We start from the raw sequence: 23,469 nt of genomic DNA, 5'->3' as shown, positions 1-23,469 counted from the left end.
GGTGGACCTTGCCTCGGGTTCCCCCGTATGGCGTACGGTGCGGGCCATGGCAAGTGTGCTCGTGGTCGAGGACGACCAGTTCGTGCGCTCCGCCCTCATCCGGCACCTGACCGAGGCCTCCCACACCGTACGGAGCGTCGGCACGGCCCTGGAGGCGCTGCGCGAGGTCGCCCATTTCCGTTTCGACGTGGTCATCCTGGACCTCGGACTGCCCGATCTGGACGGGTCCGAGGCGCTGAAGATGCTGCGCGGCATCACCGACGTCCCGGTGATCATCGCGACGGCGCGGGACGACGAGACGGAGATCGTCCGGCTGCTCAACGACGGTGCGGACGACTACCTCACCAAGCCCTTCTCCGTGGAGCACCTCTCGGCGCGGATGGCCGCCGTGCTGCGGCGCTCGCGTGCCGCGGCGGGGGAGGCGCCGCCGTCCCGGGTGATCCAGGTCGGTGGGCTCTCCATCGACCCGCTGCGCCGGCAGGCGGAGCTCGACGGGGGCCGGCTGGACCTGACCCGGCGGGAGTTCGACCTGCTCGCCTTCCTGGCCGGCCGGCCCGGTGTGGTCGTGCCGCGCAAGGAGCTGCTCGCCGAGGTGTGGCAGCAGTCCTACGGGGACGACCAGACCATCGACGTACATTTGTCATGGCTGCGACGCAAATTGGGCGAAACGGCCGCCCGCCCCCGTTATCTGCACACCCTGCGCGGGGTGGGCGTGAAGCTCGAACCGCCCCGGGAGCAGCAGCCGTGAGATGGGCCCTCGTCAAGGTGTCGCTGGCCGTCACCGCCATGGTCGTCGTCGCCTTCGCCGTACCGCTCGGACTCGTCGTCAAGGAGATGGCGAGCGACCGGGCCTTCTCCAACGCCGAGCGGCGCGCCGCCGGGCTCGCGCCGGTCCTCGCCATCACCACCGACCGCGACGAGCTCGACCGGGCCGTGGCGACCACCGAGGACGGCGCCGCCGGGCGGATGGCCGTCCACGTCCCGGCGGCCGACGAACCGGGTGCCAAGGCCGTGGAGATCGGTACGCGCCGGGCCGCCGAGAAGGACCTGCGGACCACCCGGGAGCTGGGGCGGGCCTCCATCGCCGAGGTGGAGGGCGGCTCGGTGCTGCTCCAGCCCACGGCGCTCTCCTCCGGCCAGGTCGCCGTCGTCGAACTCTTCGTCCCCGAGGGCGAGGCCACCAACGGTGTCGCCACCGCCTGGCTCGTGCTCGCCGGTGTCGGCATCGCCCTGATCGTCGGTTCGGTCGCCGTCGCCGACCGGCTCGGCGTACGGATGGTCCAGCCCGCGCAGCGTCTCGCGGGCGCCGCCCACGACCTGGGCGAGGGCAAGCTCGGCGCGCGGGTCCCCGAGGAGGGGCCGCCGGAGCTGAAGTCGGCCGCGATCGCCTTCAACTCGATGGCCGACCAGGTCGTCCAGCTCCTCGCCAACGAGCGCGAACTGGCCGCCGACCTCTCCCACCGGCTGCGCACCCCGCTGACCGTGCTCCGGCTCAACACCGCCTCGCTCGGCTCCGGCCCCGCGGCCGAGCAGACCCGGGCCGCCGTCGCGCAGCTGGAACGCGAGGTCGACACGATCATCCGCACGGCGCGGGAGGCGAAGCCGCAGACCCAGGCCACGGGGCCCGGCGCGGGCTGCGACGCCTCCGAGGTCGTACGGGACCGGATGGAGTTCTGGTCCGCGCTCGCCGAGGACGAGGGCCGTAAGGTACGGGTCGCGGGCATCGAGCGCCCGGTACGGATCCCGGTCGCCCGGCCCGAACTGGTCGCCGCGCTCGACGCGCTGCTCGGCAACGTCTTCCGGCACACCCCGGAGGGCACCGCCTTCTCCCTGGACGTCCACAACGGCGACGACGCGGTCATCGTCCTGGTCTCCGACGCTGGACCGGGCATCGCCGACCCGGCCGCCGCCCTGACGCGCGGCAACAGCGGCCACCGGGACGGCTCGACCGGCCTCGGCCTGGACATCGTCCGGCAGATGGCGGAGGCCACCGGCGGGGACGTCCGCATCGGGCACTCGGTGCTCGGCGGCACCGAGGTCCGCATCTGGATCGGCCTGGACGGGCGCCGCTCCGGCGGCACGGCCGGCCGCCGCGGCCAGCGCGGCCGCCGCAAGAAGCCGTCCGCCCAGCGCACCCGCTGAGGAACACCCGGGCGCGCGCACCCGCTGAGGAACGAGGAACACCCCCGGCGCGGCGCGCCCCGCCCGGGGAACGCCGCCCGGCCCCCGGGGAACGCCGCCCGGCCCCCGGGGAACGCCGCCCGGCCCGCCCGGGGAACCGCCGCCTGCCCCGCCCGGGGAACCGCCGCCCGCCCCGCCCGGGGAACGCCGCCCGCCCCGCCCGCGGAACGCCGCCCGGCCCCCGGGTAACGCCGCCCGGCCCGCCGCGGAACGCCTCCGTACCGCCTCTGAACCTTTCCTCGTCCCGATGCGGTCCTTAAGCGGAGCCTAAGGATCCCCAACCCTGGCCCTCTCCTGGGCATTTGTCCGTTTGTCTGTCGCTAGCGTGCTGCCGCAGCCACCCCCCACCCCCGGCACAGAGGCAGGCACGCGATGAGCACCACCAGTTCGCACCGGCGCAGGACGAGCGGCAGGACGAAGGTCATCGGCGCGGTCGTCGCGGCGGCCGTGGCCGGCGGCGCGGCGTTCGCGCTCACCGGCACCGCGCAGGCCGCCGCCGTGGGGGCCGCGTACACCCGCACCAGCTCCTGGAACGGCGGCTACACCGGGCAGTACGTCGTCACCAACGAGACCTCCAGCGTCCAGCCGGGGGGCTGGACGCTGGAGTTCGACCTGCCCGAGGGGACGACCATCGGCTCGCTGTGGAACGGCGACCACACCGTCTCCGGCCGGCACGTCACCGTGAAGCCCGCGAGCTGGAACAAGGAGCTCGCCCCCGGGCAGTCCGTCACCGTCGGCTTCGTGACCTCGGCGGCGGGCGAGGCGGGCGACCCCGCCAACTGCCTGATCAACAAGGCCTCCTGCTCCGTCGGCGGCGCCACCCCGACCCCCAGCGGGCGGCCGACCGGGCAGCCCACGGCCACCGCGACCCCGAGCGCGCCCGCCACCACCGCCCCGACGACCGCGGCCCCGACCGCCACCGCGAGCCCCTCGACCACCGCCCCGACGCCCACCCCGACGGCCACCGCCACCGGGACCCCGGCCGCCGCCGCGAAGTTCGCCCCCTACGTCGACACCTCGCTCTACCCGACGTACGACATGCTCGCGACCGCCGACGCCACCGGGGCGAAGGAGTTCAACCTCGCCTTCATCACCTCCGGCGGCTCCTGCGCCCCGCTCTGGGGCGGGGTGACCGACCTGGGCAGCGACAAGGTGGCCGCCCAGATCGACGCCCTGCGGGCCAAGGGCGGCGACGTCCGGGTCTCCTTCGGCGGCGCCGCCGGCCACGAGCTGGCCCTGAACTGCGCGAACTCCGCCGACCTCGCCGCCGCGTACGGCAAGGTCGTCGACCGGTACAAGCTCACCAAGGTCGACTTCGACATCGAGGGCGCCGCCCTTCCGGACACGGCCGCCAACACCCGCCGCGCGCAGGCCATCGCCCAGCTCCAGAAGGCACACCCCGGCCTGAACGTCTCCTTCACCCTGCCGGTCATGCCCGAGGGCCTGACCCAGCCTGGCGTCGACCTGCTCGCCGACGCCCAGCGCAACGGCGTCCGCATCGACGCGGTCAACATCATGGCCATGGACTACGGACCGGCCTACAGCGCCGACATGGGTACGTACGCCGTCCAGGCCGCGACCGCCACCCAGGCCCAGATCAAGGGCGTCCTCGGCCTGAGCGACGCCGCCGCCTGGAAGGCCGTGGCCGTCACCCCGATGATCGGGGTCAACGACGTCACGACCGAGATCTTCACGGTCGACGACGCCACCCAGCTGGTCGACTTCGCCAAGGCCAAGGGCATCGGCTGGCTGTCGATGTGGTCCTCGACCCGCGACAAGCAGTGCGCGGCCGGCGCCGTGAACCACGCCGACGCCACCTGCTCCTCGATCCTCCAGCAGCCGCTGGCCTTCACCAAGGCCTTCGCCGCCTACAAGTAGCCGGCCCCCTCTCCCGAGGGAGACCTCCGACCCCCCTGTCCCCCCACAACGCGCGCCCCGGCCGGTGCCCCTACCCCCCGGCCGGGGCGCGCCCCTTCTCACGCCTTCGCGGTCCGCCACTCCTCCGCGTAGTCGTTGAAGATCGCCCGCAGGTGGTGGCCGATCTTCAGGTAGTCCAGGTCGTCCAGGTTCGCCAGCGACACCCGTACCGACCACTGCGGGCCGTCGAAGCCGCCGCCGTTCAGGAGGACCACGCCCGTCTGCTCCGCCAGCCGGAACAGCGCGTCGACCGGCTCGTAGTTCTTCTCCAGGTAGGCCGCGAAGTCCTTCCCGTGGACGCGCTCGGCCTCCGCGAGCAGGTCCAGCTCGATGTAGTAGGCGGCCCGCTTCGGATCTTCCGCGATCTTCATCTGGGCCCCTTCGAGCAGCAGTCCGAGGCGGCGCGCCACGATCCCGCGGATCCGCTCCTTGTACGCCTGGCCCTCCTCGACCATGTCGAAGAGGGAGAAGAGCGTCATCATCACCTGCTGCGGCAGCGACAGGCCCGCCGTGTGGTTGAGCGCCACCTGCCGGGAGTCCGCCACCAGCCGGTCGATGAAGCGGATCTTCTCCGGTTCGAGCGACAGCGTGCCGTACCGGCGCCTCAGCCGGTCCTTCTCCTCCGCCGGAAGCCCGGCGATCATCGCGTCGACGACGTTGTCGTCGTGGAGGCCGATGACCCCGAGCCGCCAGCCGGTGGCCCCGTAGTGCTTGGAGTACGAGTACACCAGCAGGGTGTTGCGGGGCAGGTCGGCGGCGATCGAGCGGAAGCCCGGCACGAACGTGCCGTACACGTCGTCCGTCACGATGATCAGGTTCGGGTTGCTCGTCGCCACGATGTCCTTGATCTGGCCCGCGACCCGCTCGCTCAGCGCCAGCGACGGCGGGTTCGAGGGGTTCACCAGGCAGACCAGCTTGACCGCCGGGTCGGCCAGCTTGGCGACCTCCTCGGCCGGGTAGCGCCACTCCCGTACGCCGGTCTCCGCGAAGATGCTCGCCTCGACCCGGACCACGTCGAACTCGTACGTGTCCAGCTCGGGGATCTCGATGTACGGCGTGAAGACCGGCACCATCAGCGCGATCCGGTCGCCCTTGCGCAGGATCCCGTTCTTCATCAGGGAGTCGAAGATGTAGCACATCGCCGCCGTGCCGCCCTCGGTGGCGAAGAGCGACAGCTTCCCGGCGCCGTCCGGCGGGTTCCCGGCGAACATCTCGTCCGAGACGTAGCCCCGCACGATCTCCTGCGTGTGCTCCAGGATCCGGTCCGGCACCGGGTAGTTGTCGCCGATCGAGCTGTCCGTCAGTTCGTGCACGAACGCGTCCTTGTCGAAGCCGAACCGCTCGACCGCGTACGCCACGCACTTCACCAGCAGGTCGATGCCGGGCAGGTCCGGGTGGCGGCGGGCGAACGTGTCGAAGCGCTCGCCCGCCCCGACCTTCTCCGGCATCCCACCCAGGTCGTCGGCGGTCCACACCCGGCGCGACTCGGCGAGCGCGAAGTAGCCCAGCGCGTGGAACGCCTCGCGCGGACCGGTGGCCACCCAGTTCGGGTTGCCGCGCCCCGCGTTGAGCATCTGCGTCTGGGTCTTCCCCTTCTGGCCCGGCTCGTCGGCCTGCGCGGTCTGCGCGATCCGGATGAACATGTCCTTCAGCTCGAACGGCGACAGCTGCGCGTAGGACTTGATCTCCTCGCGGCTGAACGTGGTCTTCGGCATGGGATGCACCTGTTCCTTCGTGGCGTGGCGTGGCGTGGCGTGGCCCGGCCTGGCGTCAGTGGTGGAGGATGACGATCACGGCGCCCCAGATGGTCAGCAGCACGTTGCCGACCGCGTAGGGGATCGTGTAACCGAGCGTCGGGATCTGGGACTTGGACGACTCGTTGATCGCGCCGATCGCCGCGGTCGTCGTCTGGTCGCCCGCGAGGACGCCCATCAGGATCGGGAAACGGATCTTCTGGACGTAGTGGCCCACCAGGAACCCCACGACCAGCGGGATCACCGTGGCGACCGCGCCCCACAGCAGCAGCCCCCAGCCGGCCTCCGAGAGACCGCTGGTGAAGCTCGGCCCGGCGTTGATGCCGACGACGGCGACGAAGAGGCAGAGCCCCAGGGTGTCCATGAACCACTGGGCGCCCGGCGGGACATTGCCGTACGTCGGGTACCTGCCGCGGATCCAGCCGAAGACCAGACCCATGATCAGCGCGCCGCCGGAGGTGGAGAGCGAGATCGGCACGCCCGACACGGTCAGCGCGGGGATGCCGACGCAGCCGCCGAGGAAGATGCCGAGCCCGACCCAGAGCATGTCGGTGGCGAACGAGGTCGGCACCGGCTTGCCCAGCGCCCGGCCCGCCGGGTCCACGAGCCGCTTCGGCCCGGACAGGATGACGGTGTCGCCGCGCTCCAGCTTCGTGGAGAGCCGGTACGGGAACTCCGCACCGGACCGGTAGAGCTTGTCGACGAAGACGCCGACCATGAACGGCTCGCGCCGCAGCTCCGCGATGCTCTTCCCGAGCTGCTCCTTGTCCGAGGCGACGACGTGCAGCGTCTCCGTCTGGTAGCCGAGCAGGTCGACGTCGTCCGTCTCCGCGCCGATGTGCGTCCGGGCGTCGAAGGCGACGAGCGAACCCCGCAGCGCGCTCACCGCGAGCACGTCGCCCTCGCGCAGCACCGTGGACTGGTCGTGGTCCAGGATGGCGCCGTCCCGCCGCACCCGCGTGAGGTAGATGCGGTGGCCCAGCGCCTTCTGCTGCTGCTCGAAGTCGTCGATGGTCCGGCCCACGAGATCGGGGCGTTCCAGTCGGTACGCCCGGAGGACCACCTCGTAGTAGCCCTCGGCGAGGTCGGGGTTGTCCCCGGGGGCGTCGAGTTCGGCGGCGAGCGCGGCCGACTCGGCGGCCAGGTCCCGGCGGTAGAGCCGGGGGATGACGTTGGCGAGCAGCATCGCGCAGAGGATCGTGCCGAGCGGATACGTGACGGCGTAGCCGATCGCGACCAGGTTCTCCTCGTTCTTGATCTGGTCGGCGGACAGCCCCGGCAGATTGCCGATCGCGTCCTGGGCGACGCCGATGACGGCGGACTGGGTGAGCGCCCCGCCGAGCAGGCCGGCCGAGAGGCCGGGGCCGTAGCCGAGCATCGCCGCGAAGCCCCAGCAGACCAGCAGGCCGGTCACACAGACCACGACCGCGTTGATCACCTGGGGCATGCCGTCCTTCTTCAGCCCCCGGAAGAACTGCGGGCCGACCTTGTAGCCGAGCGCGAAGAGGAACATGGTGAAGAAGAGGTTCTTCACCGTGCCGTCGACGGTCACCTTGAACTGCGCCCCGAGCAGCAGCCCCGCCACCAGACAGCCGGTGACGGCGCCCAGCGCGATGGCCCGGTAGCGGAGCTTGCCGAAGAGGAAGCCGAGGGCGACGGTGAGGAAGACCAGCAGCTCGGGGTGGGGCTGGAAGATGTTCCGGTTGAGGAAATCGATCATGAAGGCCGCTCACGCTCCCAGGACGCCGACGAGGAACGGACCGGTCAGCGGGAGCAGGAAGTTCGAGAGCGTGTACGTGATCGTGTAGCCGAGCATCGGCACCGAGCTCTGCGCCACCTGCGTGATCGAGGTGATCGCGGGCGTCGAGCACTGCTGTCCCGCGATGGCCCCGATCAGCAGCGGCTTCTCGATCTTCAGCAGCTTGCGGCCGACGATCAGCGAGAGCGTGGCGGGGACGAGGACCATCGCGATCCCGGCGAACGGCAGCAGCGCCCCGTACTCCTTGAGCAGCGGCCAGGCCTGCGGACCCGAGACCAGACCCGTGCAGGCGATGAAGATGGCGAGCCCCATGTCCTTGAGCGTGGAGGCGGCCTGCGGCGGGAACGCCCCGAAGGTCTGCGTACGGGAGCGGAACCAGCCGAAGAGGAGCCCCGAGATCAGACAGCCGCCGCCGGTCCCCAGCGACATGGGGACGTCGCCGAAGGTCACCACGATCTGGCCGAGCAGCGAGCCGCAGGCGATGCCGAGCCCCAGGTAGATGAAGTCGGTGGCGTCGTTCTTCACCACCGCGCCGATCTTCGACACCAGCTTGCCCAGGCCCGAGCGGGCCCCGACCAGCGTGACGACGTCGCCCCGGTGCACGACGGTCTCGGGCGTGGCCGGCAGGTGCTGTTCGTTGCGCAGCACATCGGTGACGTAGACGCCGCCGGAGGCGAACTCGGGGTGCTCCTTGCGCAGGGTGTCGAGGCTCTTGCCCACCACCGACCTGTCGGTCAGGGAGACCTGCTGGGTGGCGAGCGGGGTGTCGAGGCCGGGGACGGCCGGGGTCTCCGGGCCGATGATCCGGCCCGCCGCGATGATGTCGGCCCGCCGGCCGACCATCAGGACCAGGTCGGAGAGGGTCAGCTCGAAGTCCCGGGGCGGCGGGGTGAGGGTCTTGCCGCCCCGCTTCACCGCCTCGACGGTGACCCGGCCGCCGAAGGAGTCCTCCAGCTCGCCGACGGTCCGGCCGTCGGCCGTCGTCACCAGATGGGTACGGCCGACCATGCCGGGCAGCGCCTCGCGCTCGTCGTCCTCCAGCGCACCGCCCCCGCCGCGCAGCCGCTCCCACAGCTCCCGGGAGGCGTCCCGGAGGTTGATGCGCAGGAGCATCGGCATGATCTGGCTGGTGTAGATGACGATGGTGACCAGGCCGAAGAGGTAGCAGACGGTGTACGCGGTGGCCACATGGCCCTGGTACTGGGTGATCTGGTCCTGCGTCAGGTCGGAGAGGTTCCCGATCGCCTCGGTGGCCGTGCCGACGACGGCGGACTCGGTGGCGGCGCCGGCCAGGATGCCCGAGGCGGTGCCGACGTCGAGGTCGAAGGCCTTGGCGAGCCCGTAGGCGATGCCGACCACCGAGACCAGTTCGATGAAGCAGAGGGCGAAGAAGCGGAGGCTCTTCTTGTTGAGGTTGGCGAAGAACTGCGGACCGGCCATGTAGCCGAGCGAGAAGATGAAGAGCGCGAAGAAGATCGTCTTGACGTCGTCGGAGATGGTGACCTTCGCCCAGGCGCCGAGCAGCAGCGAGACGATCAGCGTGCCGCAGATGCCGCCGAGGGTGAGTGGGCCGACGCGAAGCTTGCCGAGCAGATAGCCGGCGGCGAGGCAGAGGAAGAGGGCCAGTTCGGGGTTGTCACGGAGGACTCCCATGCGGCCTCACCGCGCCCGAGGGCGGACAGAAGTGAAGATAACGGACATGGGGCGACGCTAGCGTGCCGTTCCGGCCCGGGGCTCGACGTCACGCCCGAACGGGTGACCGTCGAACGGGTGCGCTTGAACGGCTCCGGAAAACGACCGAGGCCCCGGTTCTTTCGAACCGGGACCTCGACCCTTCAGGGTGAGTGACGGGACTCGAACCCGCGGCATCCTGGACCACAACCAGGTGCTCTACCAGCTGAGCTACACCCACCATGACCGGCGGTTTCCCGAAGGTTTCCCCGACCGGCCGAGAAGAAGTCTACAGGGTCCGGGAGGGTGCTCGCGCCCGCATTCGACCGGGGGCCGTCAGGGAGCCGTCAGGGCGTCAGGGGCGCGAGCTGGGGGATTGCCCGGTCCGCCGGGCTACTGCGGCGGGAGGACGTGGCGGGCCGCGATCTGCTTCGCGGTGTCCGAGTCCGGTCCGGGCTGCGGGACGAAGACCGCCTCGCGGTAGTAGCGCAGCTCGGCGATGGACTCGCGGATGTCGGCGAGCGCGCGGTGGTTGCCGCTCTTCTCCGGACTGTTGAAGTACGCCCTCGGGTACCAGCGGCGGGCCAGCTCCTTGACCGAGGAGACATCGACGATCCGGTAGTGCAGATGGCTCTCCAGCGCCGGCATGTCCCGCGAGAGGAAGCCCCGGTCGGTGGAGACCGAGTTCCCGCACAGCGGCGCCCTGCCGGGCTCCTTGACGTGCTCGCGCACGTAGGCGAGGACCTGCGCCTCGGCGTCGGCGAGGGTCGTGCCGTCGGCCAGCGCGTCGAGGAGGCCCGAGGAGGTGTGCATCTGGCGCACGATCTCGGGCATGGTCTCCAGGGCCGCCTCCGGCGGACGGATCACGATGTCCACGCCGTCGCCGAGCACGTTCAGTTCCGAGTCGGTGACCAGTGCGGCCACCTCGATGAGTGCGTCGTCCGTCAACGAGAGCCCGGTCATCTCGCAGTCGATCCACACCATGCGATCGTTCATGCGTCCTACCTTAGGGGGTGCCTCCCGGATCGGACCGGCACAGGTCGACGGGGGCGAGTGCGTTCCGGCCTGCGGTGACGGGCGCGTACGGGCATGCACCGACGCGTGCGGACGGGCACGCGCCGACGGGCGCCCGGGAGAGGTGACCCCGGACGCCCGTCGGTTGTGACGTGGCGCGGCTTGTGGCACGCGCGATCTGGGCGCCCCCTAGGGGGCGCTGCGCTGGCCCGGCAGGGCCGCGCGCCCGGTGGCGTACGCGTCGGACTGCGACCTGCCCGGGTCCAGCGGGCCGCCCCCGGGGCGCCGGACGACCTGCGCCCCCTGCGACGGCACCAGCGGGTCGAGCACCGCCGTCGTCGTCTCTGCCTGCGGGCGCCGGGCCCGGTAGGCCGCGCGGTACGCGGCCGGCGAGGAGCCGAGCTGGCGGCGGAAGTGCCCGCGCAGCGCCACCGGCGAGCGGAAGCCGCACCGTCCCGCGACCTCGTCGACCGAGTAGTCGGAGGTCTCGAGCAGCCGCTGCGCCTGGAGCACCCGCTGGGTGATCAGCCACTGGAGCGGGGCGGACCCCGTCAGCGACCGGAAGCGCCGGTCGAACGTACGCCGTGACATGTACGCGCGGGCCGCGAGCGTCTCCACGTCGAACTGCTCGTGGAGGTGCTCCAGGGCCCAGGCGACGACCTCCGCGAGCGGGTCGGCGCCGATCTCCTCAGGTAAAGACCTGTCGAGATAGCGCTCCTGCCCGCCGCTGCGCCGCGGCGGGACGACCAGCCGGCGCGCCAGGGCGCCCGCGGCCTCCGCGCCGTGGTCGGTCCGCACGATGTGCAGACAGAGGTCGATTCCGGCCGCGGTGCCGGCCGACGTCAGGACGTCCCCGTCGTCGACGAAGAGCTCCCGCGGGTCCACGTGGACCGAGGGATAGCGCTTCGCGAGCGTCGGCGCGTACATCCAGTGTGTGGTGGCCGGGCGGCCGTCGAGCAGCCCGGCGGCGGCGAGCACGAACGCGCCGGTGCACAGCCCGACGATCCGCGCGCCCTCTTCGTGTGCCCGGCGCAGCGCTTCGAGTGCTTCCGGCGGCGGCGGCGAGGTGATCGACCGCCAGGCCGGCACGACGACGGTGCCGGCGCGGCTGATCGCGTCCAGGCCGTACGGCGCGGTCAGTTCGAGGCCCCCTGTGGTCCGCAGCGGGCCGTCCTCGCCGGCGCACACCAGCAGCCGGTAACGCGGTACTCCGGCGTCCTGCCGGTCGATGCCGAACACGGAGAGCGGGATGGAGCTCTCGAAGATGGGGCCGCCGCTGAACAGCAGCACCGCGACTACTTCGCGGCGGCGGCGCCCGGACAACTTCCGTGCGGCCTCCGTTACGGCGGAGTCCTGGCTCATGACGCTAAGCCCCCCTCGGTGTTCGCGTCTCCCTGGTCCTGTCGCTCCTGCACGATTCCCCTCGGTTTTGCACGAGACCCCAGTCTTCGATACCCATGATCGAATCTACTGTGTTCCGTGGCGCCGGCGTGACAAGTTCTCGATCCGGCACATTGTCGACAAGGCAACTTGGCGCGAAGCATTCGATCACGAAGGGTTCCACTCGTGGGCCGCGCAGGGAAGTGCGCGTCCCCCGCATGGCCCGTCCCCGTAGGGTGCGTGGGCCCGCCACGAGGCTTTCGGGCCTGGTGGCACCAGGGTTGAGGGGACATTCCGCCAAGGACTCGCCGGCATCTGGAACTTGGCTGAAAACGCATGGGTGTGAGTGTGCGAATGCGTCAGCTTCGCGGGGGGTTCCTCAGCCCTGGCGGTGGTTCCGGCCGCCGTGCGAGCGGTGGGCGCGGGGGGTCGCGCGAGGAGCCGCCGCCTCGGCCCGCAGACCGTGCTCCGCACGGCGCAGCAGCACCCGGCAGACCGCCGTCACCGCCGCGAGCCCGAGCGCCGTCCCGACGGCCCCGCCCAGCGAGGTGCCGTAGGCCACGAGCACGACCGGGACCAGGACGCAGCAGAAGGCGGCCCACCGGACGACGTCGCCCGCCGACTCCGCGGCCGAGTCCGCCGCCCCGGCGGACCCGGCCCCCGAGGCGGCCCCCGCCCCGCCCCCCGCCGCGTTCTCCGTCGCGCGCCCCGGCGGCTCCGGGGAGCGTCGGCGGCCGGGTCCTCGCGCCGGGGCGGCGGGGGAGGCGGGCGCGTGGAGGTCGGCGGGGCGGGCGGTGGCGGCGGCCGTTGGTGCGGGCACGGGCGGGGCTCCCTGCGACGGGTGACTGGACCTGTGGCAACGAGAAGCGGAACGTTCCGGTCACTGTCGGGGGCGTCCGTTTGGCCCCCCGTACGGACACCTGTAGGGCACAAGCGGCATTGCCATAACGGGACGGGCTCGTGCATGCTCCCTGGAACGCCGTGCGGGCCCCGCGTGTGGGCATGGACGGCTCTGGGCAGGAGAGAGGTGTCGCCGTACCCTTGGGGGTATGGGCTTGGGAAGATGATTCCCGGACACAGCTCCGCCGACAGTTGTTCCGTACGACCTTCGCTTTCCCTTCCCACAAGGATCTTCTTCGCCGAGACACCGATGGCCGGTCACGAATTCCCCGAACCCGCGGACCGCAAGCGCGTCGCCGATTCCACGGTCGACCCCCTCGCGGTGGAACAGCCACGTCACTCCTGTGATCCCGCCTTTCAGCACGGAGTGGTCGTCGGCTTCGACGGCTCGACCTCCAGTGAGCGGGCCCTCGCGTACGCCATCGGCATGGCGCGCCGCTCCGGCTCCGGCCTGATCATCGTGCACGTGGCCAACCGGCTCCCCACCACCGTCTGGGCGGGGTGCGAGCCGCCGGTCTTCGTCGACGTCCCGGACCACCGCACCGAGGTGCTCGGTCTGGAGCTCGCCTGCGCGGACTACCTGGCCGAGGTGCCCTGGATCCTCGTCGAGCGCGGCGGCGACATCTGCCACGAGCTGGAGGAGGTCGGCCGGGAGTACTCCGCCGACGCGATCGTGGTCGGCTCGACGCACGGGATCGTCGGCCGGCTCTTCGGCTCGGTGGCCGGCCGGCTCGCCAAGCGCGCGCAGCGGCCCGTGATCGTCATCCCGTGACCGCCCGTCCCTGAGCCCCGACTCTCTCCGCGCCGCGTCAACTCCCTTGGCGCGGCGATAATTTCGGCCACCGCCAGGTGATTTGTGTGCTTGTGAAGGGTAGTTAAAGGTCACCGGAAACAAGCAGCTCACGCAGCACAACTGCGCATCTGAAGGGAGCCCGCCGTGGACAATGACGTCGCCGCGGGAAACACGACCTCCACTCTCGGCCACCTCGCGCTCGGACTGACCCTGCTGGCCTTCGGCGTCGGCAGCACCGGCGTCATCGACAACGTCGCGGCGTCGGACGCCGCATCCCTCGCCACCTGGGTCGGCGGGGTGGCGCTCTTCCTCGTCGGACTGCTCGCCCTGCGGGCGGGCGACGCCGGTGAGGGCACCGCCTATTCGGCGCTCGGCGCCTTCTGGTTCACCTGGGGGACCGGGGTCGGCGACGGCGGGTCGGCCGAGGCGAGCGGTCTCTTCCTGCTGCTGTGGGCGCTCCTCGCGCTCACCCTGACCATGGCGTCCGCGGGCAGTGGTCTGTTCGGACAGGGCGTCTACGGGCTGCTGTTCGTCGCGCTGCTGCTGCTCGGCATCGGGGCCCTCGCCGGCAACGGCGGTCTGGCGAAGGCGGGCGGCTGGGTCGCCGCGGTGGCGGGCCTGGCGGCCTGGTACGGCGCGACGGCGGCGGTGGCCCACTGGCCGACGTCGGTGAGCCGCTCGGGCCGCAGGGCGGCGCCGGCGAGCTGACGCCACGGCGGGCCGCCGTCCCGGGCGAGACCCGGGCCGAGACCCGGCTGACGTCTCGTCTCGAGAAAAAAGCGGTCCCCGCGCACCGGTGAGGTGCGCGGGGACCGCTTCGTGTCCGGCCGGGCGTCCGGCCCTCCGGGGACAGGTCCGGAAGACGGGCGGACGGGCTTTCCCGGCCGTGGTCGAGAGCTCCGGGGGACAGGCCCGGAGTCCCCCTGCTCTCGGCTTCGCCGGAGCGGGGGACCGCCGGCTACTCGACCGTGACGGACTTGGCCAGGTTGCGCGGCTTGTCGATGTCGCGGCCCATGGCGAGCGCCGTGTGGTAGGCGAGGAGCTGGAGCGGGATGCCCATCAGGATCGGGTCCAGCTCGTCCTCGTTCTTCGGCACGACGATGGTGTGGTCGGCCTTCGCCTGCGGCTGGTGCGCGACGGCGAGGATACGGCCGGAACGGGCCTTGATCTCCTCGAGGGCGGCGCGGTTCTTCTCCAGCAGGTCGTCGTCGGGGACGATCGCGACCGTCGGCAGGGCGGGCTCGATCAGCGCGAGCGGGCCGTGCTTCAGCTCGGAGGCCGGGTACGCCTCGGCGTGGATGTACGAGATCTCCTTGAGCTTCAGGGAGGCCTCCAGGGCGACGGGGTAGCCCCGCACGCGGCCGATGAACATCATCGACTGGGCGCCCGCGTACGCCTCGGCGATCTTCTTGATCTCGTCCTCGGTCTCGAGGATCTCGCTGATCTGGCCGGGCAGCTTGCGCAGGCCCTCGATGATCCGCTTGCCGTCGGTCACCGACAGGTCGCGGATGCGGCCCAGGTGCAGGGCGATCAGCGCGAAGGCGGTCACCGTGTTGGTGAAGCACTTGGTGGAGACGACGCAGACCTCGGGGCCCGCGTGCACGTACACGCCGCCGTCGGCCTCGCGGGCGATGGCCGAGCCGACCACGTTGACGACGCCGATGACACGGGCGCCCTTGCGCTTCAGCTCCTGCACGGCGGCCAGCACGTCGTACGTCTCACCGGACTGGGAGACGGCGATGTAGAGGGTGTCGGGGTCCACGACCGGGTTGCGGTAGCGGAACTCCGAGGCCGGCTCGGCGTCGGCGGGGATACGGGCCATGGACTCGATGAGCCCGGCGCCGATGAGGCCGGCGTGGTACGAGGTGCCACAGCCGAGGATCTTGATCCGGCGGATCGTGCGGGCCTCGCGGGCGTCCAGGTTCAGGCCGCCCAGGTGGACGGTGGAGAACCGGTCGTCGATCCGGCCGCGCAGCACGCGGTCGACCGCGTCGGGCTGCTCGGAGATCTCCTTGTGCATGTACGTGTCGTGGCCGCCCATGTCGTAGGAGGCGGCCTCCCACTCCACGGTCTCCGGGGTGGCCGTCGTGGTGGCGCCCGAGGTCGTGTACGTACGGAAGTCGTCGGCCTTCAGCGTGGCCATCTCGCCGTCGTCGAGGGTGACGACCTGGCGGGTGTGGGCGATCAGGGCGGCGACGTCGGAGGCGACGAACATCTCCTTCTCGCCGATGCCGAGGACGACCGGGGAGCCGTTGCGGGCCACCACGATGCGGTCGTTGAACTCGGCGTGCATGACCGCGATGCCGTAGGTGCCCTCGATGACCTTGAGCGCCTCGCGGACCTTCTCCTCCAGGGTGGTGGCCTGGGAGCGGGCGATCAGGTGGGTGATGACCTCGGTGTCGGTCTCGGAGGCGAAGACGACGCCGTCGGCCTCCAGCTTGGCGCGGAGCTCCTGGGCGTTGTCGACGATGCCGTTGTGGACGACCGCGACCTTGTTCTCCGGGTCCAGGTGCGGGTGCGAGTTGATGTCGCTCGGCGCGCCGTGGGTGGCCCAGCGGGTGTGGGCGATGCCGGTGGTGCCGGTGAAGCGCTTGGGGACACGGGCCTCCAGGTCACGGACCCGGCCCTTGGCCTTGACCATCTTCAGGCCGGTGGCCTTCGGGCTGGTGATGACGATGCCGGCGGAGTCGTACCCCCGGTACTCCAGCCGCTGCAGGCCTTCCAGCAGCAGCGGGGCCACGTCGCGCTTTCCGATGTAACCGACGATTCCACACATAAAGGTTCTTACCCCTCCAGGTTGGTGAGCGTGCTCAGCCGTAGACGATGCGGCGCAGCTGCCGGAGCGAGAGCTCCGGTGGCGCCACGGCGCGGTGCGGCAGTTCCGCCGCGATGCGTTCGAAGATCTCGGCGTTCACGGCGCCGCCGGACTGCAGTTCGCGGTGGCGGCGACGGACGAAGTCCTCGGTCGACTCGTCGAAGTACGCCAGCACGTCGAGCACCACCCGGGCGGCCTCACCGCGCTGGAGCGCGGTGCTACGCACCAGGTGGTCGATGAGGTCGTCATGCGACGGGCGGCGATCGAGCACCTGTGAATACTGAGGGGTACCCCCGGCGCTTCGCAAGAATCCTGCCCGAATTCGGGCAGATACCTTCATGATCACCGGCCCGAGGGGGAACTGGTCTACACCTCCCTGAGGGAGAAATTGGTCTACACCTTGACCACGGGAGGGGTGCGCGGTACGCATGGTGACTGTTCGGATACGCATATCCACAGCCGCGAGGCCCATCGGAAGCCCATCGAAAGGGACCAAGTCTGTGAGACAGCGCAGAACGCTTCCCCGCATGCTCGGCGCCGTGCTGCTCCTTACGGCGGCCGGCATCTCCTGCGTCGGGGCCGCCCCCGTCAGCCACTCCGCCGTCGGCCCCACCGCCGCCCCGGAGACCCGTCCGCTCGGCCAGATCGTCCCGGTCCCGGCCTCCGTGGCCCCGGCCGGACAGCCGTACACGATCACCGCCGCCACCCGCATCCGGATCGACGAGCACTCCCGCGACTCCCGCGCCGTCGCCGACTACCTCGCCGGGATCCTTCGCCCCTCCACCGGCCACCCCCTGCGCGTCGTCGACGAGGACGACGCGCGCGGCGGCATCCGGCTCCGCCTCAGCGGCGGCGAGAAGGCGCTCGGCGACGAGGGCTACCGGCTGGAGTCCGGAACCGCCGGCATCACCCTCACCGCCCACAAGCCCACCGGCCTCTTCCGCGGCGTCCAGACCCTGCGCCAGCAACTCCCGGCAGCCGTGGAGAAGAAGACCGTCCAGCCCGGGCCCTGGAAGATCGCCGGCGGCACCATCACCGACACCCCGCGCTACGCCTACCGCGGCGCGATGCTCGACGTCTCCCGCCACTTCTTCACCGTCGAACAGGTCAAGCGGTACATCGACCAGCTCGCCCTCTACAAGGTGAACAAGCTGCACCTGCACCTCTCCGACGACCAGGGCTGGCGCATCGCCATCGACTCCTGGCCCCGGCTCGCCACCTACGGCGGCTCCACCCAGGTCGGCGGCGGCCCCGGCGGCTACTACACGAAGGCCGACTACAAGGAGATCGTCCGCTACGCGGCCTCCCGCCACCAGGAGGTCGTCCCCGAGATCGACCTGCCCGGCCACACCAACGCGGCCCTCGCCTCCTACGCCGAGCTGAACTGCGACGGCGTCGCCCCGCCGCTCTACACCGGCACCGCCGTCGGCTTCAGCTCCCTGTGCGTGCCGAAGGACATCACGTACGACTTCGTGGACGACGTCATCCGCGAGCTCGCCGCGATCACCCCGGGCAGATACCTCCACATCGGCGGCGACGAGGCGCACTCCACGCCCCACGAGGACTACGTGGCCTTCATGGAGCGGGTCCAGCCGATCGTCGCGAAGTACGGCAAGACCGTCGTCGGCTGGCACCAGCTGACGGGCGCCACGCCCGCCAAGGGCGCCCTCGCCCAGTACTGGGGCCTCGACCGCACGAGCGCCGCGGAGAAGGAGCAGGTCGCCGCGGCGGCGCGCAACGGCACCGGGCTGATCCTCTCGCCCGCCGACCGGGTCTACCTCGACATGAAGTACACCAAGGACACCAAGCTGGGCCTCGCCTGGGCCGGCTACGTCGAGGTCGACAGGTCGTACGACTGGAATCCGGCCGCCTACCTCCCGGGGGCGCCCGCCGAGGCCGTGAAGGGCGTCGAGGCGCCGCTCTGGACGGAGACCCTCTCGCAGAGCGCGCACATCGACCAGATGGCCTTCCCGCGCCTGCCGGGCGTGGCCGAACTGGGCTGGTCCCCGGCGGCCACGCACGACTGGGACGCGTACAAGCTCCGGCTCGCGGCGCAGGGGCCGCGGTTCGAGGCGCTGGGCATCGACTACTACCGGTCGCCGCAGGTGCCGTGGCCCGCGGCTGAGTAGGACGCAGCGCGGGCCCGGCCGACGGCTGAATGGAACGAGGCGCGGGCCCGGCGCACGGTTGGGTCGAACGAAGCGCGGGCCCGGCGCACGGTTGGGTCGAAGGAAGCGCGGGCCCGGCGCACGGTTGGGTCGAACGAAGCGCGGGCCCGGCGCACGGTTGGGTCGAACGAAGCACGGGCCCGGCGGAGGACCGTACTCTCCGCCGGGCCCGCGCCGGTCGCTACGCCGCGTCCTCGGGCGTCTCGCGCAGGGCGTCCTCGGAGAGGCCCTTGCGCCAGTAGCCGACGAACGTGACGCGGCGGCGGTCGAGTTCACGCTCGCGTACGAAGTGGCGGCGCAGCTCCTTCACCGAACCCGACTCGCCCGCGATCCAGACGTACGGAGCCCCGCCCGGCAACTCGGCGGCGCGCACCGCGTCCACGGCGGACGGTGCGCCCTCCTCCCGCACCAGCCAGGTGACGGTGGCGTCGGCCTCGGTGGTCAGCTCGATCCGGTCACCGGAGTACGGGACTTCGAGGTAGACCTGCGCGGGCGTGCCGGCGGGCAGCCACTCCAGGATCGCTGCGGCGGCCGGCAGGGCCGTCTCGTCGGCCCAGAGGAGGACGGAGTCGGCGTCGGGCGGGAGCTGGAAGCGTACGGCGGTGTTGGCGGGCGTCGCGGGGCCGAGCACGACGACGCGGTCACCGGGCGATGCCTGCCGCGCCCAGCGGCCGGCGGGGCCGCCGTCCTCGTGGAGGGCGAAGTCGATGTCGACCTCGGCCTGTCCGCCGGTCGGGCTGTCGGTCCGGCCGTCGCTCTGGCCGACGGTCCGGCCGTCGCTCAGACCCCCGGTCTGTCCGTCGGTCCGGCCGACGGGGCCGGGACGCTGCTCGCGGACGGTGTACGAGCGCATCACGGCCCGCTCGTCGGCCGGCATCGCGCGCCAGGCGCCGAGGATCGCGTACATGTCCGCGCCGTCGTCCAACGGCGGCAGGACCGGGGCCTGCTGGCCCGGGTGCGGGAGGAAGAGGGAGAGCGACTGGTCGCGCCCGCCGGAGGCGAAGGACGTCAGGTCCTCGCCGGTGAAGGTGACACGGACCAGCGACGGGCCGAGCCGCCTCGTCCGGTCGACCTGGAGGCGGAAGAACTGGAACGGGGCGGTCTCGGCGTTCGCCATGGGTCAGGACACCTTCTTCGCGTTCTCCAGGGCCTTGGCCAGGTCCTCGAGGAGCGGGGCGCACTTGGCGTACGAGTAGATCGGCTCGGTCACACGCGGTATGACCTGGCCGGCCTTGACGGCGGGCAGCGCGGCCCACGTCGGCTTGGCCTTGAGCGCCTCGGGCTGGAGGGCCGAGGTGCGGTTGTCGAGCATGATGATGTCGGCCTGGTACTTGTCGACGTTCTCCCAGCTGAGACCCTCGAACCAGCCGCCCTGGTCGAGCGCGGTCGGGGTGACCAGGTTGACGCCCAGCTCCTTGAAGTAGAGCGTGTCGGTCGGCCGGACCGGGGTGGAGACGTAGAACAGGTCGGGGGAACCGGAGCCGATCAGGACCTTGATGTCCTTCTTGGCCTTGGCGGCCTGCCGGACGCGCTCGGCGGCCGCCTCGAAGCGGGCCTTGTCGTCCTGGACCTTCTTGGTCTTCACGTCGGCGCCGAGGGAGGCCGCGAGGTCGACGTGGCGCTGGAGCACGAACGGCATGGACTTGTCCGAGGCCCACAGGGCGACGCTCGGGGCGACCTTGAGGATCTTGTCCTTCTGCTCGGCCGGGACGTACCAGAGGTCGTTCTTCTCCCACATGTCCGTGATGAGGACGTCCGGGTTGAGCTTGAGGTACTCCTCGATCTTGAACTCGCCCCAGACGTTGCCGATCACCTTGACCTTGGCGATGTCGAGGTCGCCCGCCTGGACGTCCGGCTTCACCTCGCCCGTCTTCGGGTCCTTGACCGTGGTCGGACCGAAGACGCCCTTGACCTCGATGCCGAAGTCCTTGAGGGCGGCGGCCATGCCGGTGAAGGCGACGATGTTCTTCGGCGTGGACTTCGCCTCGACGGCGGCGCCCCGGTCGTCGGTGAACTTCCAGGGGCCGGCCTTCTCCGAGGTGCCGGAGGAAGCGTCGCTTCCGGCCTTCTCGCTGCCGCAGGCGGCGAGCGCGGCGCCGAGCCCGAGGGCGCCGCCTGCGGCGAGCAGACCGCGACGGGTGAGGGAGGTGGCTCGGGCGTTGCTGGGCATGGCGAAGTCGCTTTCGGTGCGGGCCGGTCAGGCCTGGGCGATGTGAGGGTAGGGTAACCTAACTTCTGTCGATCTGGAGGGGTGGGTTCCGGTCGGAGCGGGGGCGACGGGTCGGCGGGCCGGGCGGGGTGACGGGTCGGCGGGTCGGCGGGTTGGGCGGAGTGACGGGTCGGCGGGTCAGCGGGTCGGCGGGGTGGGCAGGTTCAGGCCGGTGCGCTGTCGCACTCGAACCAGACCGTCTTGCCGTCGGCGGACGGCTCCACGCCCCATCGGTCGGTCACGGCCTCGACGAGCGTGAGCCCCCGCCCGCCCTCCGCGAGCGGATCGGCCGCCTTCGCGTAGAGCGACCCGGGCGCCGGGTCGGCCACCTCCACCCGCAGGGCGTGCGGCTCCCGCAGGATCAGCACGGTGCAGCGGCGCCCGGGAACGTGCCGTACGACGTTGGCGACGAGCTCGGTGAGCGCGAGTTCGGCGGCGTCGGTGAGGTGGTCGAGCCCCCAACGGTGGAGGAACATGCGCAGGATGCGGCGCATGTGACCGGCGGAGTGCTCACCGACGGTGAAGCCCATGCGGTAGCTGTGGCGAAGTTCCGCCGGATAGAGGTCGGTTGCGTGATTCATGGCACCAGAGTGGGGTGATCTGGTTACGCTCGGCTACGGAGCGAAACGAACGCAGCGATGCGTGAGCTTGGGGGTGACCTCGTCGTGGCCAACATCCGCAGTCTGGATCCGAGCGCCTCGCCGCTGGACTATTACGGCTCGGAACTCCGCCGGTTGAGGGAGGAGGCGGGGCTGAACCAGCAGCAGTTGGGCGACATCGTCTACTGCACGGCGTCGCTGATCGGCCAGATAGAGACGGCGAAGAAGGTCCCCACACGCGAGTTCTCGGAACGGCTCGACGCGGCGCTGATGACGGGCGGGTTGTTCTCGCGGCTGGTGGGGTTGGTTCTGAAGAGCCAGTTGCCTACGTGGTTCCAGCCGTATGCGGAGATGGAGGCGAAGGCGACGTACATCTCTACGTACCAGGCGCAGCTCGTGTACGGGTTGCTCCAGACGGAGGAGTACGCGCGGGCGGTGTTGGTGACGGGTCTGCCCGACGACCTCGAAGGGCTGTTGGCTGCTCGAATGGAGCGCCAGCGCATCCTGAACAGGAAGCAGCCGCCGATGGCCTGGGTCATCCTGGACGAGGCGGCGTTGCATCGGCCGATCGGGGGCCGAGAGGCCATGCGAAACCAACTCGCGAACCTTTTGGGTTTCCGAGCCAACCGCTGGTTGCGGATCCAGGTACTGCCCTTCGCGGCGGGTGAGCACGCCAGCCTGATCGGATCCTTTACTGCGCTTCGGTTCGACGGCGATCCGGACATCGTTTACACGGAGGACCTCATCGCGGGACACATGACCGCCGATTCCGACACGGTCAAGGAAGCCGCTCTTCGTTACGCTCACTTGCAGGCGTCCGCCCTCTCCGTGGAGGATTCAGCGGAACTGATCATGCGCGTGATGGAGGAACGTTATGGGGACCAACCAGGGCCTGACCAGCGCGCAGTGGCGTAAGTCCAGCTACAGCGGCCCCAACGGTGGCGACTGCATTGAGTGCGCGCCCCTTGGCGCCACGGCCTGGCGTAAGTCCAGCTATAGCGGCAATACCGGAGGCGAGTGCATCGAGGTCGCCGACCTCGCCGCTCACGTCGCCGTCCGGGACTCCAAGGACCCCGAGGGCCCCGTCTTCCTGGCGAGCCCCGCCGCGTTCTCCGCGTTCGTGACGGCCACGGCCGAAGGTCTCCTCGGCTGACCGTGGCGACGGACCCTCGCGAGCCTCTGGTCCGGCCACCCTCGTTCTGAGTGTGGCGACCGGGGTCGGTGCGTCAAGGGCGCTCCTTCGTCGCGTCGGCTACGCCGATTCCGCTAACGCTCCACCCTTGACCCACCGCCCCCGGTCGCCTGAGGGACGAGGGGGGCGGCCGGGGGGGGGCGTGGCCACGCGGGGGGCCGGGCGGGTGTCTGAGCTGGGATCGGCGCCTGCGGCCGCGTGGGTGGGATGGCGCGGCAGTGGAATGGGGCGGCCCGGCACGGCTTGGCGGCGCGACGGCCGGTGGGCGGCCGGGCCTCATGCCCCGCTGGTCACTGCCCGGTGGGTGGTGAGAGTCGGGGCCGACGGGTGTAACTGCGCCGTACTCGCGGTAGCACCGCGCCAATGGCCCGCCTGCGGGGACGAATCGGACGGTGGGGGCGACTTCGCGCGGTTGCCGTCGTCGGCGGAGCTTCCGGTGCCGCCGGTTGCCGTTCTGCGGGTCTGAACCGGAGAAAGTGCGGCGTACTCGCGGTAACTGCCCTCGGTGGGGGCCGTTTCGGGGGTATTCGACGTCCCGCAGGCGTAGTCCGGGCAGTTACCGTCGCTCCACCCACCCAGGGTGACCAGCGGGGCATGATGTCTGGTTGTCCACCGGGGGGCGGACGCTTGGCGTCGCCGGGCCGCCCCATTCCACCGCCGCGTTGTCCCACCCGCCGGGCTGCGGGCGCTGAGCCGAGCCGCGCCGCCCCCGGCCTGGTCGCGTGGCCACGCCCCCCGGCCGCCCTCCGAGTGTGAAAAGGCGGGTGGAGGCGGCGGGTCAAGGGTGGCCGTCAGGCCATCGCGAAGCGACGCGACGAAGGAGCGCCCTTGAGGCGCCGGTGGAACCCGCCACACTCGGAACGAGGGCGGCCGAGCCAGAGACTCACCGGGCCCAGGGCCTCGACCGCCCAGGAAGCCAGAGACCCGCAAGGCCCCGGCTCCGGACCGCCCGGCTCCGGACCGCCCGGCTCCGGACCGCCCGGCTCCCAACCGCCCCGGCTTCCGGCCGCCCGGCTCCGGGCCGCCCCGGCTTCCGGCCGCCCGGCTCCGGGCCGCCCCGGCTTCCGGCCGCCCGGCTCCGGGCCGCCCCGGCTTCCGGCCGCCCGGCTCCGGGCCC

General features: G+C 71.3%; 19 protein-coding genes and 1 tRNA gene. 8 read left to right on the top strand and 12 right to left on the bottom strand.

Features of this window, described 5'->3' with window-relative positions:
• Positions 1-46: 46 nt before the first annotated feature.
• The 3 genes from ACIPPS_RS23775 (at position 47) to ACIPPS_RS23765 (ending at position 4,059) form a co-directional block, all read left to right on the top strand.
• Positions 47-748: a response regulator transcription factor gene (locus ACIPPS_RS23775; RefSeq protein ID WP_401435456.1), complete on the top strand. Its 702-nt coding sequence runs from the start codon at positions 47-49 to the stop codon at positions 746-748.
• Positions 745-2,142, top strand: coding sequence for an ATP-binding protein (locus tag ACIPPS_RS23770; RefSeq protein ID WP_401435454.1), 1,398 nt, complete (start codon positions 745-747; stop codon positions 2,140-2,142). Before ACIPPS_RS23775 ends, ACIPPS_RS23770 begins: the two co-directional genes overlap by 4 nt.
• A 411-nt stretch (positions 2,143-2,553) precedes the next feature.
• Complete coding sequence (locus ACIPPS_RS23765) at positions 2,554-4,059, top strand: cellulose binding domain-containing protein (protein WP_401435452.1); 1,506 nt, start codon at positions 2,554-2,556, stop codon at positions 4,057-4,059.
• A 98-nt stretch (positions 4,060-4,157) separates the two neighbouring features.
• Here ACIPPS_RS23765 and ACIPPS_RS23760 read toward each other — a convergent pair whose 3' ends face one another.
• The 7 genes from ACIPPS_RS23760 to ACIPPS_RS23730 all read right to left on the bottom strand — a co-directional run bounded on the left by ACIPPS_RS23760 (position 4,158) and on the right by ACIPPS_RS23730 (position 12,496).
• Entirely contained in the window at positions 4,158-5,813 is a 1,656-nt protein-coding gene (locus ACIPPS_RS23760; protein ID WP_401435449.1) for a bifunctional aspartate transaminase/aspartate 4-decarboxylase, read from the bottom strand.
• Between the two features lie 55 nt (positions 5,814-5,868).
• Entirely contained in the window at positions 5,869-7,572 is a 1,704-nt protein-coding gene (aspT, locus tag ACIPPS_RS23755; protein ID WP_401435447.1) for an aspartate-alanine antiporter, read from the bottom strand.
• 9 nt (positions 7,573-7,581) lie between these two features.
• Positions 7,582-9,264 carry an aspartate-alanine antiporter gene (gene aspT / locus ACIPPS_RS23750; protein WP_401435445.1) on the bottom strand — a complete coding sequence of 561 codons (1,683 nt, stop codon included), beginning with the start codon at positions 9,262-9,264 and terminating at the stop codon, positions 7,582-7,584.
• A 186-nt stretch (positions 9,265-9,450) separates the two neighbouring features.
• Positions 9,451-9,523: transfer RNA gene (locus ACIPPS_RS23745), tRNA-His, on the bottom strand.
• Positions 9,524-9,675: 152 nt separating this feature from the next.
• On the bottom strand, positions 9,676-10,278 hold the full coding sequence (orn, locus tag ACIPPS_RS23740; protein WP_401435443.1) for an oligoribonuclease: 603 nt from the start codon (positions 10,276-10,278) through the stop codon (positions 9,676-9,678).
• 207 nt (positions 10,279-10,485) lie between these two features.
• Positions 10,486-11,658 carry a helix-turn-helix domain-containing protein gene (locus tag ACIPPS_RS23735; RefSeq protein WP_401435440.1) on the bottom strand — a complete coding sequence of 391 codons (1,173 nt, stop codon included), beginning with the start codon at positions 11,656-11,658 and terminating at the stop codon, positions 10,486-10,488.
• A gap of 397 nt (positions 11,659-12,055) precedes the next feature.
• Positions 12,056-12,496: a hypothetical protein gene (locus ACIPPS_RS23730; protein WP_401435437.1), complete on the bottom strand. Its 441-nt coding sequence runs from the start codon at positions 12,494-12,496 to the stop codon at positions 12,056-12,058.
• A gap of 330 nt (positions 12,497-12,826) precedes the next feature.
• Between ACIPPS_RS23730 and ACIPPS_RS23725 the strand changes: the two genes are divergently transcribed.
• Positions 12,827-13,348: a universal stress protein gene (locus tag ACIPPS_RS23725; RefSeq protein ID WP_401435435.1), complete on the top strand. Its 522-nt coding sequence runs from the start codon at positions 12,827-12,829 to the stop codon at positions 13,346-13,348.
• Between the two features lie 165 nt (positions 13,349-13,513).
• Positions 13,514-14,077, top strand: coding sequence for a GPR1/FUN34/YaaH family transporter (locus ACIPPS_RS23720; protein WP_401435433.1), 564 nt, complete (start codon positions 13,514-13,516; stop codon positions 14,075-14,077).
• Positions 14,078-14,327: 250 nt separating this feature from the next.
• Here ACIPPS_RS23720 and glmS read toward each other — a convergent pair whose 3' ends face one another.
• Positions 14,328-16,145, bottom strand: a complete 1,818-nt coding sequence (gene glmS, locus ACIPPS_RS23715; protein ID WP_401435430.1) for a glutamine--fructose-6-phosphate transaminase (isomerizing) — start codon at positions 16,143-16,145, stop codon at positions 14,328-14,330.
• Between the two features lie 34 nt (positions 16,146-16,179).
• Entirely contained in the window at positions 16,180-16,455 is a 276-nt protein-coding gene (locus ACIPPS_RS23710) for a hypothetical protein (RefSeq protein ID WP_361969256.1), read from the bottom strand.
• A gap of 256 nt (positions 16,456-16,711) precedes the next feature.
• Between ACIPPS_RS23710 and ACIPPS_RS23705 the strand changes: the two genes are divergently transcribed.
• Positions 16,712-18,313 carry a beta-N-acetylhexosaminidase gene (locus ACIPPS_RS23705; protein ID WP_401435427.1) on the top strand — a complete coding sequence of 534 codons (1,602 nt, stop codon included), beginning with the start codon at positions 16,712-16,714 and terminating at the stop codon, positions 18,311-18,313.
• A gap of 220 nt (positions 18,314-18,533) precedes the next feature.
• Here the strand turns inward: ACIPPS_RS23705 and ACIPPS_RS23700 are convergent, their stop codons facing one another.
• From ACIPPS_RS23700 to ACIPPS_RS23690, 3 genes are all read right to left on the bottom strand, one after another.
• The gene (locus ACIPPS_RS23700) at positions 18,534-19,469 is read right to left on the bottom strand and encodes a siderophore-interacting protein (protein WP_401435424.1); all 936 of its coding nucleotides are present in this window, start codon (positions 19,467-19,469) and stop codon (positions 18,534-18,536) included.
• A 3-nt stretch (positions 19,470-19,472) separates the two neighbouring features.
• On the bottom strand, positions 19,473-20,522 hold the full coding sequence (locus tag ACIPPS_RS23695; protein WP_401435422.1) for an ABC transporter substrate-binding protein: 1,050 nt from the start codon (positions 20,520-20,522) through the stop codon (positions 19,473-19,475).
• 203 nt (positions 20,523-20,725) lie between these two features.
• Complete coding sequence (locus ACIPPS_RS23690; protein WP_401435419.1) at positions 20,726-21,142, bottom strand: ATP-binding protein; 417 nt, start codon at positions 21,140-21,142, stop codon at positions 20,726-20,728.
• A gap of 84 nt (positions 21,143-21,226) precedes the next feature.
• On the opposite strand from ACIPPS_RS23690, the gene ACIPPS_RS23685 reads away from it, so the two are divergent.
• Entirely contained in the window at positions 21,227-22,075 is an 849-nt protein-coding gene (locus ACIPPS_RS23685) for a Scr1 family TA system antitoxin-like transcriptional regulator (RefSeq protein WP_401435417.1), read from the top strand.
• Complete coding sequence (locus ACIPPS_RS23680) at positions 22,035-22,313, top strand: DUF397 domain-containing protein (RefSeq protein WP_401435414.1); 279 nt, start codon at positions 22,035-22,037, stop codon at positions 22,311-22,313. The genes ACIPPS_RS23685 and ACIPPS_RS23680 overlap by 41 nt, the downstream gene beginning before the upstream one ends.
• Positions 22,314-23,469: the final 1,156 nt, after the last annotated feature.

This window comes from Streptomyces sp. NPDC090127, assembly GCF_044746945.1.
Lineage (GTDB): Bacteria > Actinomycetota > Actinomycetes > Streptomycetales > Streptomycetaceae > Streptomyces.
This window is presented reverse-complemented; position numbering and strand designations above follow the sequence as displayed.

What these genes read in the sequence shown, in the direction of transcription:
- ACIPPS_RS23775 (WP_401435456.1), top strand. Translation starts at nt 47, where the DNA reads ATGGCAAGTGTGCTCGTGGTCGAGGACGACCAGTTCGTGCGCTCCGCC.
- ACIPPS_RS23765 (WP_401435452.1), top strand. Translation starts at nt 2,554, where the DNA reads ATGAGCACCACCAGTTCGCACCGGCGCAGGACGAGCGGCAGGACGAAG.
- ACIPPS_RS23760 (WP_401435449.1), bottom strand. Translation starts at nt 5,813, where the DNA reads ATGCCGAAGACCACGTTCAGCCGCGAGGAGATCAAGTCCTACGCGCAG.
- aspT (WP_401435447.1), bottom strand. Translation starts at nt 7,572, where the DNA reads ATGATCGATTTCCTCAACCGGAACATCTTCCAGCCCCACCCCGAGCTG.
- aspT (WP_401435445.1), bottom strand. Translation starts at nt 9,264, where the DNA reads ATGGGAGTCCTCCGTGACAACCCCGAACTGGCCCTCTTCCTCTGCCTC.
- orn (WP_401435443.1), bottom strand. Translation starts at nt 10,278, where the DNA reads ATGAACGATCGCATGGTGTGGATCGACTGCGAGATGACCGGGCTCTCG.
- ACIPPS_RS23735 (WP_401435440.1), bottom strand. Translation starts at nt 11,658, where the DNA reads ATGAGCCAGGACTCCGCCGTAACGGAGGCCGCACGGAAGTTGTCCGGG.
- ACIPPS_RS23725 (WP_401435435.1), top strand. Translation starts at nt 12,827, where the DNA reads ATGGCCGGTCACGAATTCCCCGAACCCGCGGACCGCAAGCGCGTCGCC.
- glmS (WP_401435430.1), bottom strand. Translation starts at nt 16,145, where the DNA reads ATGTGTGGAATCGTCGGTTACATCGGAAAGCGCGACGTGGCCCCGCTG.
- ACIPPS_RS23705 (WP_401435427.1), top strand. Translation starts at nt 16,712, where the DNA reads ATGCTCGGCGCCGTGCTGCTCCTTACGGCGGCCGGCATCTCCTGCGTC.
- ACIPPS_RS23700 (WP_401435424.1), bottom strand. Translation starts at nt 19,469, where the DNA reads ATGGCGAACGCCGAGACCGCCCCGTTCCAGTTCTTCCGCCTCCAGGTC.
- ACIPPS_RS23695 (WP_401435422.1), bottom strand. Translation starts at nt 20,522, where the DNA reads ATGCCCAGCAACGCCCGAGCCACCTCCCTCACCCGTCGCGGTCTGCTC.
- ACIPPS_RS23690 (WP_401435419.1), bottom strand. Translation starts at nt 21,142, where the DNA reads ATGAATCACGCAACCGACCTCTATCCGGCGGAACTTCGCCACAGCTAC.
- ACIPPS_RS23680 (WP_401435414.1), top strand. Translation starts at nt 22,035, where the DNA reads ATGGGGACCAACCAGGGCCTGACCAGCGCGCAGTGGCGTAAGTCCAGC.